Annotated in this window: 10 protein-coding genes and 1 pseudogene (1 of these 11 only partly in view); all 11 read left to right on the top strand. The window is 75.6% G+C overall.

Annotated elements, in window-relative coordinates:
- Window positions 1–165: the end of a TubC N-terminal docking domain-related protein gene (locus D455_RS35675; protein ID WP_449289323.1), read on the top strand. The gene continues 471 nt to the left of window position 1, outside the view; only the last 165 of its 636 coding nucleotides appear in the window; its start codon lies beyond the left edge, outside the window; its stop codon occupies window positions 163–165.
- Complete coding sequence (locus tag D455_RS31745; protein WP_241480388.1) at window positions 81–5252, top strand: non-ribosomal peptide synthetase; 5172 nt, start codon at window positions 81–83, stop codon at window positions 5250–5252. Before D455_RS35675 ends, D455_RS31745 begins: the two co-directional genes overlap by 85 nt.
- Window positions 5249–6382 carry a saccharopine dehydrogenase NADP-binding domain-containing protein gene (locus D455_RS0126295; protein ID WP_017573648.1) on the top strand — a complete coding sequence of 378 codons (1134 nt, stop codon included), beginning with the start codon at window positions 5249–5251 and terminating at the stop codon, window positions 6380–6382. Before D455_RS31745 ends, D455_RS0126295 begins: the two co-directional genes overlap by 4 nt.
- A 71-nt stretch (window positions 6383–6453) precedes the next feature.
- Window positions 6454–6684: pseudogene (locus tag D455_RS35670) on the top strand (Gfo/Idh/MocA family oxidoreductase); the annotation flags it as partial.
- Between the two features lie 118 nt (window positions 6685–6802).
- On the top strand, window positions 6803–7486 hold the full coding sequence (locus D455_RS35665; RefSeq protein ID WP_017573647.1) for a hypothetical protein: 684 nt from the start codon (window positions 6803–6805) through the stop codon (window positions 7484–7486).
- A 130-nt stretch (window positions 7487–7616) separates the two neighbouring features.
- Window positions 7617–8402 carry a thioesterase II family protein gene (locus D455_RS0126285; protein WP_017573646.1) on the top strand — a complete coding sequence of 262 codons (786 nt, stop codon included), beginning with the start codon at window positions 7617–7619 and terminating at the stop codon, window positions 8400–8402.
- Between the two features lie 89 nt (window positions 8403–8491).
- The gene (locus D455_RS0126280) at window positions 8492–9163 is read left to right on the top strand and encodes a class I SAM-dependent methyltransferase (RefSeq protein WP_017573645.1); all 672 of its coding nucleotides are present in this window, start codon (window positions 8492–8494) and stop codon (window positions 9161–9163) included.
- Window positions 9160–11055: an ABC transporter ATP-binding protein gene (locus D455_RS0126275; RefSeq protein WP_017573644.1), complete on the top strand. Its 1896-nt coding sequence runs from the start codon at window positions 9160–9162 to the stop codon at window positions 11053–11055. Before D455_RS0126280 ends, D455_RS0126275 begins: the two co-directional genes overlap by 4 nt.
- 36 nt (window positions 11056–11091) lie before the next feature.
- On the top strand, window positions 11092–12780 hold the full coding sequence (locus D455_RS31735; RefSeq protein ID WP_449289324.1) for an ABC transporter ATP-binding protein: 1689 nt from the start codon (window positions 11092–11094) through the stop codon (window positions 12778–12780).
- Window positions 12781–12988: 208 nt separating this feature from the next.
- On the top strand, window positions 12989–14221 hold the full coding sequence (locus D455_RS0126265) for a cytochrome P450 (RefSeq protein WP_017573643.1): 1233 nt from the start codon (window positions 12989–12991) through the stop codon (window positions 14219–14221).
- On the top strand, window positions 14218–14511 hold the full coding sequence (locus D455_RS0126260; RefSeq protein WP_241480387.1) for a ferredoxin: 294 nt from the start codon (window positions 14218–14220) through the stop codon (window positions 14509–14511). The genes D455_RS0126265 and D455_RS0126260 overlap by 4 nt, the downstream gene beginning before the upstream one ends.
- Window positions 14512–14616: the final 105 nt, after the last annotated feature.

The raw sequence follows: 14616 nt of genomic DNA, 5'->3' as shown, positions 1-14616 counted from the left end.
GCGCCCCCTGCCACGCCTACGCCGAGCTGGAGTTCGACGACCTGGACCCCGACCGCCTGCGCACCGCGTGGAACGCCCTGGTGCGGAGGCACGACATGCTGCGCGCCGTCGTCTCCCCCGAGGGGCACCAGCGGGTCCTGCCCGAGGCGCCGGGGGAGTCGCTGACCGTCACCGAGGTCGGCCACGGCGACACCGCCGCGCACGCCGCCCGCGCCCGCGAGCGCATGCGCGACCTCGTCCCCGACCCCTCCACCTGGCCCCTGGTACGCCTCCACCTCACCCGGGGCGCCGACCGCGCCCACCTGCACCTGTCCGTCGACCTGCTCGCCGCCGACTACACCAGCGTCCGGCTGCTCCTGGACGAGCTCGCCGCCCTCTACGAGGACCCCGCGCACCCCCTGCCGCCCCTGGCGGTGACCTTCCGCGACTACGTGCTCGCCCACCGGTCGCTGCGCGAGGGCGCCCGCCACCACCGCGACCGCGCCTACTGGGCCGAACGCGCCGACGACCTGCCGCCCGCACCCGAACTGCCCCTGGTCGAGCACTCCTCCGACGCCTCGGCCCGCTTCACCCGCCTGTCCTCCACGCTGCCGCCCGAACAGTGGAGCGCCCTGCGCGCCCGGGCCGCCGAGCGCGGGCTGACCCCCGCCAGCGTGGCCCTGGCCGCCTACGCCGAGGTGCTGGCCCTGTGGTCACGCCGCCCCGACTTCACCCTCAACCTCCCCGTGTCCCAGCGGCTGCCCCTGCACCCGGACGTGGACCGCGTGGTCGGCGACTTCACCTCGCTGACCCTGCTGGCCGTGCGCGCCGACGACGGCGCCACCTTCACCGAGCGCGCCCGGGCACGGCAGGGCCGCCTCATCGAGGACGTCGACCACTGCCTGTACTCGGGCAACGAGCTGCTGGCCGAGCTGTCGCGCCGCCGCGACGAGGCCGCCGTGCTCATGCCGGTCGTCTTCACCGGCGCGATCGGCACCGAGGAGGAGGACGACCGCGCGTCCTGGGCCGCCCGCGAGGTCCACGGCCTGTCCCAGACCCCGCAGGTGTGGGTGGACTGCCAGGTCTCCCGGGCCGGGGACGCCCTGGCCGTGCGCTGGGACGTGCGCGAGGGCGTCCTGCCCGACGGCCTCGCCGACGACGCCTTCGGCGCCTACACCGACCTGCTGCGACGCCTGGCCCTGTCCGACGAACCCTGGGACGAGGCCGACCCGGCGGGGCTCCCCGCCCACCAGCTCCTCACCCGGGCAGTGGCCAACGCCACCGAGGGCCCGCTGCCCGACGCCCTGCTGTACGAGGACGCCCTGGCCGCGGCGCTGCGCGACCCCGACGCACCCGCCGTCGTCCACCCCGGGGGAACGCTGACCCACGGCCAGCTGTGGGCGCGGATCACCGCAGTGGCCGAGGAGCTGCGCGCAGGCGGCTGCGGCCCCGGCGACCGCGCCGCCGTGGTCATGGACAAGGGCGTGGAACAGGTGATCGCCGCCCACGCCGTCCTGCTGACCGGAGCGGCCTACGTCCCCGTCGACACCACCCAGCCCGCCGCCCGCCGCCGCGCCATCCTGGGCGACGCCGGGGTGCGCCACGTCCTCACCCAGTCCTGGCTGGCCGAGATCGGCGACTGGGAGGAGGGCGTCCGCCCGATCGAGGTCGACACGGTCCCCGAGGCGCACATGCCCGACGCCGTCCCGCCCCGGCCCGTCGACCCCGACACCCTCGCCTACGTCGTCTACACCTCGGGCTCCACCGGCACGCCCAAGGGCGTGATGGTCACCCACCGCGCCGCGCTCAACACGATCACCGACGTCAACCGGCGCTTCGCCGTGGGCTCCGGCGACCGGGTCCTGGCCCTGGCCGCCCTCGGCTTCGACCTGTCCGTCTACGACCTGTTCGGTCCCCTCGGCGCGGGCGGTGCCCTCGTGCTCCCCGAGGCCGACCGCCGCGGCGACCCCTCGCACTGGGCCGAGCTGGCCCGCGAGCACGGGGTGACGCTGTGGAACTCCGTGCCCGCCCAGATGGGGATGCTCGCCGACTACCTGTCCACCGCGCCCGACCGCGCGCCGACCACCCTGCGCGTCGCCCTGCTCTCGGGCGACTGGATCCCCCTCACCCTGGCCGACCGCGTCCGCGCCCACCTGCCCGGTACCGCGCTGTTCAGCCTCGGCGGCGCCACCGAGGGCTCCATCTGGTCCATCCACCATCCCATCGGGGAGGCGGACCCGTCCTGGCCCAGCGTCCCCTACGGCCGTCCCCTGACCAACCAGACCTTCCACGTCCTGGACGAGCGCATGCGCGACCGCCCCGACTGGGTCGCGGGCGAGCTCCACATCGGCGGAGCGGGCGTGGCCTCCGGTTACCTGGGTGACGAGGCCCGCACCGCCGAGCGCTTCGTCATCCATCCCCGCACCGGGGAGCGCCTGTACCGCACCGGTGACCTGGGACGCTACCGTCCCGGGGGCGACATCGAGTTCCTGGGCCGCGAGGACGACCAGGTCAAGATCCGCGGACACCGCGTGGAACTGGCCGAGATCGAGGCCGCCCTCACGTCCCACCCCGCCGTGGCCTCCGCGGCCGTCCTGGCCGTGGGCGGGCGCGAGGACCGGCGCCTGGCCGCCTTCGCCGAGACCGCCCGCCGCCAGCCCGACGGGTCCGCCGGTGACGGACCGGACCCCGCGGCCCCGGCCGCCGCGTCGGCGGTCCGCGAGGCCACCGCGGACCTGGACCGCGACGACCTCGCCGCCTTCCTCGACGCGATGCGCGCCGCCGCGCTGGGCGCCATCACCCGCACCCTCACCGACGCCGGGCTCTTCCCCGACGGAACGCGTACCGCCGACACCTCACGCACCACCGAAACCGCTGGCGTCGCGGCCCGCACCGGTCACACCACGGAGGAGATCACCGAACGCCTGGGCGCCGACCGGCGCCACCACCGCCTCGTGCGCCGCTGGCTGCGCGCCCTGACGGACGCCGGTCGCCTGGCCCGCGACGGCGACCTGTGGAGCGGCCTGCGCCACGTGGGCGAGGACGAGCAGGCCGCGGCCTGGGAACGCCTGGCCGACCTGGAGAGGCGGGTGGACTACGGCACCGAGGTCCTGGAGTACATGCGGGCCTGCTCGGGCAGCCTGCCCGAGCTGCTGAGCGGGGAGCTGGACGTGCGCACCCTGCTCTTCCCCGGCGCCGGAACGGACACCGCGAGCGCCGCCTACCGCGACAACCTGGCCGTGCGCCACCTCAACGCGGCCGCCGCCGCGGCCCTGGCCGAGACCGCCGCCGGGCGGACGGCGGACGGGCCCCTGCGCGTCCTGGAGATCGGCGCGGGCGTCGGCGGCACCACCGAGGCCGTCGTCGCGGCACTGGCGGGCCACCACGTCGAGTACCGCTTCACCGACGTCTCCCCCTTCTTCGTCAACGAGGCCAAGGAGCGGTTCGCCGACTTCCCCTGGGTCTCCTTCGGCCTGTTCGACCTCAACCGGGACCCCGGGGCCCAGGGCTACGCCCCCAACTCCTTCGACGCGGTCGTGGCCGCCAACGTCCTGCACAACGCCGTGGACGCCGACGCCGCCCTGGCACGCGTCACCGAACTCCTCGCCCCCGGCGGGCGGCTGCTGTTCGTCGAGACCACCACAGAGCACGACCCGGCCCTGCTGGTCTCCATGGAGTTCCTCGACGGGCTGGACGGCGGCCACCGCGACGCGCGCGCCGAGCACGACCAGACCTTCCTCACCCGCGAGCAGTGGGAGGAGGCCCTGGAGCGGGTCGGCGCCGCGGCGGCCCCGGCCCTGCCCGGGGCGGAGGACCGCCTGGCCGGAACCGGGCAGACCCTGTACCTGGCCCGGGTGAAGACGGACCGGACGCCGGTCACCGCCGACGAACTGGTCCGCCACACCGCCACCCGCCTGCCCGAGTACATGGTGCCCGCCCACTGGCGGCTGCTGGACGCGCTGCCGCTCACGGCCAACGGCAAGGTCGACCGGGCCGCTCTCCTGCGGAGCCTGCCCGGGGACGACGCTCCGGGAACGGCCGACACGGCCACCGGAGAGCCCGCGGACGACCTCGAACGCGCCCTGTCCGCGCTGTGGGCCGAGCTGCTGGAGCGCGGCGCGGTCGGCCGCGACGACGACTTCTTCGCGCTGGGCGGCGACTCCCTGCTGGTCGCCCGCATGGTCGGCCGGCTCGGCGAGGTCCTGCCCGACACCGGCGCCGACATCGAGTGGGAGGTGGTCCTGCGCCACATGCTGCGCCGCCCCACCGTCGCCGGACTGGCCGCCTACCTCCGGGACCTGTCCGACCAGGTCCGCGCCTCCGACGAGGGAAAGCCCGATCCCTACGTCCCCCTCAACGGGCCGGGCGGGGGAGCGGTCACCGCCCTGGTCCACGCCGGGACCGGAACCCTGATCCCCTACCGCTCCCTCATCACCGAGATCCGGCGCCGATCGCGCGGGCGGGGGACCCTGGTCGGCCTGGAGCTGCCCGACATCCCCTCCTTCCTGGAGGCCGACCCCGCCGAGGTGATCAGGCGGTGGGCCGCGGACTACGCCCACGCCCTGCTCGAACGCGGCGGGGACCGCTTCCACGTCGTCGGCTACTGCCTGGGCGGGCTCGTCGCCACCGAGGTCGCGCGCACGCTCACCGACGCCGGCGCCGAGGTGGCCTCCCTCACCGCCATCAGCACGCACCGGCCGCCGTTCCGCCTGGACGACGAACTGATCTCGGAGTACGCCTTCGCCGTCATGATGGGCATCGACCCGGTCGCGGTCGGCTTCCCCGCCGACGAGAACCGGGTGTCGGCCGCCTCCGACCAGCTGCTGGAGGCCACCCCCGGGCTGCTGGCCGACGGTGCCATCGGCCGCCTGACCGGCGAGTACGCCGACGTCGCCGAGCGGTTCCGCGAGCTGGCGCGGATGCCCCGCCAGACCAGGATCGAGCGGATGTGCGCCGCCGTGCCCCCCTCGGCCGGGACCTACACCCCCGAGGCGCTCAACGAGATGTTCGCCATCTTCCGGCAGAGCGTCTTCGCCATCTCCCGCTACGAGCCCGAGCCCTACGCCGGAGACGTCACCTTCCTGCGCCACGGCGGCGCCTACCCCTTCCCCGGCGACAAGGAGAGCGTCACCACCTACTGGGAGCGCCTGGTCCTGGGCGAGCTGGACATCGTGGACGTTCCCGGCGACCACTTCAGCCTGCTGTCCGTGCCCTACGCCCCCGGCGTCCTCAAGCGCCTGGAGGCCGTCACCGGAGGGGACGTGGTCCGGTGAGCGGCACGACCGAACGCGCGGTGGGCGTGGTGGGCGCCTCCGGGGCCGTCGGTACGGCCGCGGCCCGCCACCTGCGCGCCCTCGGACACACCCGCCTCCTGCTCGGCGGGCGCCGCGCCCGTCCCCTGGCGGAGCTCGCCGCCGAACTGGGCGGGGACACCGAGGCGGGGCCGGTGGACGCCGACTCCCCGGAGTCCCTACGGACCTTCTGCGAGGGCCTCGACGCGGTGCTCAACTGCGCCGGACCCTCCTACCGCATAGCGGACGCGGTGGCCGCGGCCGCCCTGTCCGCCGGTGCCGACTACGTGGACGTGACGGGTGACGGCCCCGCGCACGACCGCCTGAGCCGCACCCCCGCCGCACGGGACTCCGCGGTCGTCCTGTCGGCGGGGGTGCTCCCCGGCCTGTCCGCCCTGCTGCCGCGCTGGTTCGCCGACCGGTACGGTCTGGAGCGGATGACCGTCCACGCGGGCGGACTGGAGAGGTGCACCGAGGCCGCCGCGGGCGACCTGCTCCTCTCCCTGCCCGGTGCAGAGGACCCGGTCGCGGTCTTCGGCGAGCCCCTGGCCGCATGGCGCGACGGGAGGGTCGTCGGGCGGGCCCTGCGCGCCGCCGACGGCGCCCGGGTGCCCGGTTTCCCCGGCACCGCGTTCGTCCAGCCCTTCCTGACCGGGGAGGCCCGCCGACTGGCCGCCGACCTGGGCCTGCGCGAGCTGGAGTGGTACAACGTCCACCCGGGCGAGCACACCAGGGCCGTCCTGACCTCTGTCGCGGGCCGCCCCGGAGCGGACCCCGCGGACGCGGCGGCCCGCCTGCGGCGCGCCGCCGACCTGGACCTGGCCGGGCGCACCCCCTACTACCGGCTCGTGTACGCCCTCACCGGACCCTCCGGCCAACGGCGCACGATGACCGTCGGCCTCCCCGACAGCTACCGCATGACCGGCCGCGTGGGAGCGCAAGCGACCGACGCGGTGGCGCGCGGGCGGGTGCCCCGGGGCCTACACCACGCCGCCGACGTCCTCGACCCCGCCGCCACGGTCGCCGCCCTGTTCGACGACCCCTCGGCCGGAACCCTGCGGGTGGAGGAGGCCCCGACCGGCGGGGCCGGGATCGAGGAGGGCGACCTGTGAACCCGCGACCCCTGCGCGTGCTGCTCTGCGGCACCGGATTCGGCCGCTTCTACGCCGACGCGCTGGCCCGGATGCCCGACACCTTCGAACCGGTCGGGATCCTCGCCCGCGGAGGGGAGTTCTCCCGCCGCTACGCCGCCGACGCCGGGGTGCCCCTGTACACCGGCGTCGACCAGGTCCCCGACGACGTCGACGCGGCCTGCGTGGTCGTGGGCTCGGCGGTCTCCGGAGGACCCGGGGGCGAGCTGGCGCGCGCCCTGCTGGAACGGGGCGTGCACGTCCTCCAGGAGCACCCCGTGCACCAGGACGAGCTCGCCGCCGCCCTGCGCGCGGCCCGGAGCGGGGGAGCGGTCTACCACCTCAACCCCTTCTACCGGCACGTCGCACCGANCGCCCCGCGCCCTGCGGGAGCGGGGGCCGGTGCTCTTCGCCGACGCCACGTCCGCCATCCAGGTGCTGTACCCCCTCCTGGACGTGCTCGGCCTCGCCCTGGGCGGCCTGCGCCCCTGGGCGCTGGGCGACCCGCTCGCCGAGGACCCCGGGGCGGCACGCCTGGCCGCGCGTCCGCAGCCCTACCGGGTCCTCCAGGCGACCGTCGGGCGGACCCCCCTCACGCTGCGGGTGCAGAACCAGATGGACCCCTCCGACGGCGACAACCACGCCCTGCTCTGGCACCGGCTGGCCCTGGGCACCGAGCACGGGGTGCTCACCCTGGCCGACACCCACGGTCCCGTGCTCTGGCAGCCGAGGCTGTACGCCCCCCGCGACGCCCACGGCCGCCTCCGCTCCTCCGGGCCGGGCACCGCGCACCTGGACGAACCGGCCACCACGGTCCTGGAGGGCACCGGGGCGCCGTCCCACCGCGGGGTCTTCGACCAGCTGTGGCCCGAGGCGCTCACCCGCGCCCTGGCCGACTTCGCCGCCGACGCGCGCGCGGGAGCCGACCCGCTGGTCCGGGGCCGGTTCGACCTCGGCGTGTGCCGCCTGTGGCACGAGACCACCGACCGCCTGGGCCGCCCGGAGATCATCCGCCCCGGACCGCCCGGCGGACACGTCCGCGCCGCCGACCTGGAGCCGGTCCTCCACGGGGAGGCGGCGCCATGACGGTCCCGCACGGAGCCCTCCGGACCCGTTCCGCCCGGTCGGGGACGGAGAACCACGGGACACGAAGGACCGGTCCGGCGTCCCCTCCGACGTCCGGCAACGCAATCCCGAGAGAAAGGTCAGGAACCCCATGACCCCCGCCACCACGCGCTCCTGGCTGCGCCGCTTCCGCCCCCGCCCCGGGGCACGGGCGCGCCTGGTGTGCCTGCCCCACGCGGGCGGCGGCGCCAACGCCTACCGGGCCTGGGCGGCGCTCCTCCCGCCCGGCGTGGACCTGGTGTGCGTGCAGTACCCGGGACGCGAGGACCGCTTCGGCGAGGCCCCCGTCGACGACATGGCCACCGTCGTCGCCGCCGTCGCCGACGAGCTCGCCCTCCTTCTCGACCGGCCCTACGCCCTGTTCGGCCACAGCATGGGCTCGGCCGTGGCCTACGAGCTGGCCCGGCGGCTGCGCGCCGACGGGCTCCCCGAACCGGACCGCCTGTTCGCCTCCGGGCGCCGGGCGCCGGCCGACGCCCCTCCCGGACGCGTCCACCTCGCCGACGACGACGCGGTCGTCGCCGAACTGGTCCGCCTGGGCGGCACCCGGCGCGAGGTCCTGGACGAGCCCGCCCTGCGCGAGGCGGTCCTGTCCTACGTCCGCAACGACTACCGGCTCATCGAGCGCTACACGCCCTTCCCGGGGCCGCCCCTGAGCTGCCCGGTCAGCGTGTTCCTGGGCGACGCCGACCCCGAGGTGGACGCCGACCTGGCCCCGCGCTGGTCGGCCACCACCGAAGGCCGCGTGGACGTGCGCGTGTTCGCGGGCGACCACTTCTACCTCGGTCCCGAACGGGAGGCCGTCGTCTCCGAGGTCCTGCGCCGCCTGGACCCGGCGCTGGCCGCCGCCCCCGGCCCCTGGCCGAGCACCCCCTGACCACGCCGCAGAACCTGGAGGACACCATTCCCGCCATCGACTACTACTCCCCGGGGGCCGAGTTCTTCGACCTCGTGGGCCACCGGCACATGGTCACCAGCACACCCGCCCTGCGCGCGGCGCTGACCGGCCTGGACACCGCGCACGGCCCCGTCGTCGACATCGGCGCGGGCACCGGGCTGGTGACCGCGGCCATCGCCGAGATCCTGCCCTCGGCCAGGATCCACTCGGCCGAACCCTCGCCGAACATGCGCGCCATCCTCACCAGCCGCGTCTTCGCCGACCCCGACCTGCGCCGCCGCGTCACCGTGCTGCCCGAACCCGCCCAGGACCTGCCGCTGCCGGACTCGATCTCGGCCGCGGTCGTCTTCGGCGTGGCCGGGCACATCCCCCGCGCCGAGCGCCTGACCCTGTGGCGGCGCCTGGCCGACCGGCTCCCCCCAGGCGGCCCCGTGGTCGTGGAGCTGATGGGGGTGGGCACCCCCCGCTCCGTCCCGTCCGTGCGCATGTGCCGCGAGACCGTGGGCGAGCAGACCTACGAGTGGTGGATGTCCGGTGAACCCGCCGGTCCCGGCACCATGCGCTGGCGCACCCAGTGGCGCGTCCTCCGCGACGGCGACCTGGTCCGCACCGTCGACGACGAGTACGACTGGGAGACCTTCGGCGTCGAGCGGCTGGCCGAGGAGTCCGGACTGTCCGTGCGGCGCCTGCCCCGGACTGGCCGCGAGGCCACCCCGGAGATCGGAGTGCTGGTCAGGTGAGCACCGCACAGGACACCGCCCCGCGCACACAGGCCGCGCCGGAGACGGGGACCGGACGCGCGCCCTCCCCGCTCGACGTCCTCCTGGAACCCGTCCGGGGGCGCGTCCGCACGGCCGTGGTCCTCCAGGGCCTGGCCAGCGCGCTCGGACTCGTCCCCCTGGTCTGCCTGGCCGAGACGGCGGCGGCGCTGCTCGCCGACGGGCCGACCGACACCGCCCTGGTGTGGACGCTGGTCGCGGTCGCGCTGGCCGGAGCCGTGGCCGCCCTGGCCGCGGGCACCGCCTCCACACTGGTCGGCCACCTGGCCGACAACGACATGCAGCTGTCCGTGCGGCACGCCCTGGCCCGCCACCTGGGCCGGGTCCCGCTGGGCTGGTTCTCCGGCCGCGGCTCGGGGCGGGTCAAGAAGGTCCTGCACGACGACATCGAGGACGTCCACTCCCTGGTCGCCCACACCCTTCCCGACCTGGCCGCCGTCGTCGCGGTCCCCGTCGTCGCCCTGACCTACCTCGCCCTCGTGGACTGGCGCCTGACCCTGGTCGCGGTGCTGCCGGTGGCCGCGGGCGTGCTGCTGTTCGCGCGGGCCATGGCCGGGTCGATGCGCAAGATGGCCGAGTACGCCGAGGCGATGGGCGCGATCAACACCGCGGCCGTGGAGTTCGTCGACGGCATCCAGGTGGTCAAGCACTTCAACGGGCACCACAGGGCCCACGAGCGCTTCACCCGGGCCGCCGACGCCTTCGCGGACTTCTTCGTCTCCTGGTCGCGCGCCACCACCCCGGTCACGGTCGCCTCCTTCCTGGTGCTGTCGGCGCCCACGGTCACCGTCACCGTGGTGGCGGCGGGAGCGGGCTTCACCGCCCTGGGCTGGAGCGAGCCCGTGTCGGTGGTGGCCTTCGCCCTGCTGGCCCCGGCGCTGTGCGCGCCGATGAACGTGATCGGCTCACGGGTGCAGCAGATCCAGACGGCGAGGTCCGCCGCCGGACGGGTCCGCGACCTGCTCGCCACCCCGCCCCTGCCCGAGGGCTCCGGCGGGGGGCCGCGGGGCGCACGCGTGGTCTTCGAGGACGTGCGCTTCGCCTACCCGGCCCAGGACGGCGCCGAGGAGGGAGAGGAGGTCCTGCGCGGCGTGGACCTGGTCCTGGAACCGGGCACCGTGACCGCCCTGGTCGGTCCGTCCGGCGCGGGCAAGACCACCCTGGCCACCCTGCCCGCGCGCTTCGCCGACGTCACCGCCGGATCGGTGACCGTGGGCGGGGCGGACGTACGCGACGTCCCCGCCGAGGAGCTGTACCGCACGGTCGGCTTCGTCTTCCAGGACGTGCGGCTGCTGCGGGAGACCGTGGCCGACAACATCGCCATGGGCCGTCCCGGGGCCACCCGCGCCGAGGTGGAGGAGGCCGCCCGCGCCGCCCGCGTCGCCGAGCGGATCGAGGCGCTGCCGCGCGGCTACGACTCCGTGGTGGGTGAGGACGCCGACCTGTCCGGAGGTGAGGCCCAGCGGGTCTCCATCGCCCGCGCCCTGCTCGCCGACACCCCCGTGCTGGTCCTGGACGAGGCCACCGCCGCCGTGGACCCGGTGTCGGAGGCGGCCATCCAGGACGCCCTCAGCGCACTGGCCCGGGGCCGCACGGTCCTGGTGATCGCGCACCGGCTGAGCACCGTGGCCGGGGCCGACCTCATCGCGGTCATGGACGACGGCCGCGTGGTGGAGCGCGGCACCCACGGCGAGCTCCTGGCGCGCGGCGGCCGGTACGCCGACCTGTGGCGCGCCCAGCACCCGGACGCACGCGACGCGGGCGCCCGTGACGGGGACGTCGGCGACGGAGGTGTCCGCGGCGGGGGCGGGGCCGACGGGAACGTACGAGACGAACCGGGAGAAGACCAGTGATCCGAGCCTTCCTCAAGGCCCTGGGACCCGAACAGGCTGGGCCCATGCGCGCGAGCCTCGCGCTCACCACCGTCGTCTCGGCCCTCCAGGGAGTACTGTTCGCCCTCCTGGTGCCCGTGCTGTCCCACCTCCTGGGTCCCGACCCGGACCGGGCCTGGCCCTGGGTGGCCGTGCTGCTGGGCGCCACCGCCGCCTACGCGGTCCTGCGCGCGGGCAGCCTGTACCTCAACTTCCGCGTCGGCGGCGCGCTCTCGCGGGCCCTGNNNNGACCACGTCGTCCGCCTGCCGCTGGGGTGGTTCACCGGAGGCCGGGTCGGTGAGCTCAACCGCCTCGCCACCGACGGCGTCTCCCGGGCCACCAGCCTGCCCGTACACCTGTACCCGCCTCTGGCCGACGCGGTGGTCACCCCCGTCGTCTCGGTCCTGGCCCTGTTCGTGTGGGACTGGCGGGTCGCACTCGCCGCGGCCGCCTGCCTGCCCCCGCTGTGGATGGTCTTCACCCTGTCCGGTGAGGCGGTCGGGCGCAACGACGCCGCCCGCGACGCCGTCACCGACGAGGCCGCCGACCGGGTCCTGGAGTACGCCCGCGCCCAGCCCGTGCTGCGGGCCTTCGGCCGCGCGGGCAAGAGCGGCGAACGCCTCCACGCGGCGCTGGAGGCCGAGCACGGCGCGGCCCGCCGCCTGCTGCTGCGCGCGGTCCCCGCCCTGCTCGGCTACTCCTTCGCCGTACGGCTGGCCTTCGGCCTGCTCCTGGTGTGCGCCGTCCTCCTCGCGCTCGGCGGCACCCTCGAAGCGCCCCTGGCGGTCGCGCTGCTCGTCCTCGTGGCCAGGTTCGTCCACCCCCTGTCGGGGGCGGCCGACCAGGGCGCCGCGCTGAGGATGGCGACGAACGGACTCAACCGGATCAACGCGGTCCTCGACGCCCGTCCGCTCCCCGAGCCCGCGACCCCGACACCGCCGCTGGACGCGTCGGTGGAGTTCGACGACGTGCGCTTCCGCTACGCCGAGGACGGCCCCCTCGTCCTGGACGGGATCTCCTTCCGGGCCGAACCCGGGACGCTCACCGCCCTGGTCGGGCCCTCCGGCTCCGGCAAGACCACGGTGGCCCGCCTGCTGGCCCGCTTCCACGACGCCGACGGGGGCAGCGTGCGCGTCGGCGGGGTCGACGTGCGCTCCATCGGCAGCGAGGAACTCACCCGGCACGTGGCGATGGTCTTCCAGGACGTGTACCTGTTCGACGCGAGCATCGCCGAGAACGTCCTGCTCGCCGACCCCGGCGCCACCCGCGAGGACCTGGACCGGGTGGCCGCCGCCTCCGGGCTCGACGCGGTGGTGGCCGAACTCCCCGACGGCTGGGACACCCGGGTCGGTGAGGGCGGCGCCTCGCTCTCGGGAGGGCAGAAGCAGCGGGTCTCCATCGCCCGCGCCCTGCTCAAGGACGCACCCGTCGTCGTCCTGGACGAGGCCTCGGCCGCCCTGGACGCGGAGAACGAGGCGCTGCTGACCGCGACCGCCGTCGCGCTGGCCCGGGAGCGCACCGTGCTCGTCATCGCCCACCGCCCCGCCACCGTGGCCGCCGCGGACCGGGTCGTCTTCCTCGACGCCGGACGCGTCGCCGAGACCGGTACCCCGGACGAACTCCTCGCGGCGGGAGGGCGCCACGCCGAGTTCGCCCGTGCGCGCGAGCGGGCCCGGGGCTGGAGGCTGACCGCCGAACCGTCCTGACCCGGGCCGGTCCTCCGGCCGTGACCCATCCGAACCGGTCCGCATCGCGTCCGCGCGCGGCGCCCCCACCATCGCGCGCGGACCACACACGACCCGCCATGAACCGCACTCACAGCGACCCCCGAACCCCGCCCGCGACGACACACCTCCATGCGGGCCACCCCCGCCAACCCCTTTCCCCTTCGTTCCCCTCAAGGAGACGTCACAGATGACCGCGTCCGCGTCCGAGGAGTCCGGTTCCGCCGTCCCGCCGCCGGCGGCGGAGTTCCCCCTGGCCCGCTCCTGCCCCTTCTCCCCGCCCGAGGCCTACGACGGGATGCGCGCCGCCGCACCCCTGACACGGGTCACGATCCCCAGCGGCAAGCAGGCCTGGCTCCTCACCCGCTACGACGACGTGCGCACCGCGCTGTCCCACCCCGCCTCCAGCTCCGACGCGCGCCACCCCGCCTTTCCGGCCCTGGGCAGGGGCGAACAGGCGGTCGCCGCCGACCTGCGCCCGTTCATCCGCATGGACCCGCCCGACCACACCCGCGTCCGCCGCATGCTCGTGGGCGAGTTCACGGTGCGCCGCGTACGCGGGATGCGCCCGGAGATCGAGCGGATCTGCGCCGAGCAGGCCGACCACCTCCTCGCCCGGCCCGCCCCCGCCGACCTGGTCGGCGAGTACGCCAACCGGGTGTCCACGACCGTCATCTGCCGCCTGCTCGGAGTGCCCCTGGAGGACCTGGAGTTCTTCCGGCGCGTCACCACGGTCTCGGGTGGCCGCGACAGCACCGAGGAGGAGGTGGGCTCCGCGCTCGCCGACCTGTTCGGGCTGATCAACCGGCTCATCGACGAGAAGGCCGCCGACCCGCGGGACGACCTCATCAGCCGCCTGGTCACCGGCCCCCTGGCGCGCGGCGAGATCACCCGCCAGTCCCTGCTCTCCCAGATCGGCATCACCCTCAACGCCGGGCACGAGACCTCGCGCAACATGATCCCGCTCGCGGCGCTGGCCCTGCTGGACCACCCCGAACAGCTGGCCCTGCTGCGGAGGGACCCCTCGCTGTGGCCGGGCGCGGTGGACGAACTGCTGCGCCACCTGTCGGTGGCCGACGTCATCACCCTGCGCGTGGCCACCGAGGACATCCCCCTGGACGGGGCCACCATCCCCGCGGGCGACGGCTACATCGCCCTGCTCGGTGCCGCCAACCGCGACCCCGCCGCCTTCCCCGATCCCGGAAGGCTGGACGTGACCCGCCCGCAGCGCGGCCACGTCGCCTTCGGCTACGGGACGCACCAGTGCGTGGGGCAGAACCTGGGACGCCTGGAGATCGAGGTGGCCCTGCGCACCCTGTTCGAGCGGGTGCCCACCCTGCGCCCGGCCGTGCCGCCGGAGGAACTGCCCCAGCGCTCGGCCTCGGCGATCTTCGGCCTGGAGGAGGTGCCGGTGACGTGGTGAGCCCCGACGGACCCGAGTACGCGCCCGCGTCCGACACGGAGAACGGGAGCCCGCCGGAGACGGCACCGCCCGGACCGGACCTCCCCGGCCCGCTGCGCCTGCACGCCGACACCGGCGTGTGCGCCGGAGCGGGGCAGTGCGTGCGCGCCGCCCCCGACCTCTTCGACCAAGGCGACGACGGCCTGGTGGTCCTGCTCCGCGCCGACGTCTCCGAACAGGAACGCGAGCGCGCCCTGACGGCGGCCGACTGGTGCCCCTCGGGCGCCGTCAGCGTTCACGAGACCTCCTGACCCGGTGTCAGGACACCATCCTCCGGGCCGTGGAGGACACGGCCCAGAACCGAAAGGCCCGACGATGAGACGACGATCCCTCCTGGCCGGCGCGTGCGCGCTGGC

The sequence above is a fragment of the Nocardiopsis halotolerans DSM 44410 genome, assembly GCF_000341065.1.
Classification (GTDB): Bacteria; Actinomycetota; Actinomycetes; order Streptosporangiales; family Streptosporangiaceae; genus Nocardiopsis; species Nocardiopsis halotolerans.
The sequence above is the reverse complement of the archived record's forward strand: the minus strand, read 5'-3'. Positions and strand labels throughout refer to the sequence as shown.

Excerpts from the sequence above, each read along its gene's own strand:
- D455_RS0126285 (WP_017573646.1), top strand. The coding sequence starts at position 7,617 with ATGACCCCCGCCACCACGCGCTCCTGGCTGCGCCGCTTCCGCCCCCGC.
- D455_RS0126280 (WP_017573645.1), top strand. The coding sequence starts at position 8,492 with ATGGTCACCAGCACACCCGCCCTGCGCGCGGCGCTGACCGGCCTGGAC.
- D455_RS0126265 (WP_017573643.1), top strand. The coding sequence starts at position 12,989 with ATGACCGCGTCCGCGTCCGAGGAGTCCGGTTCCGCCGTCCCGCCGCCG.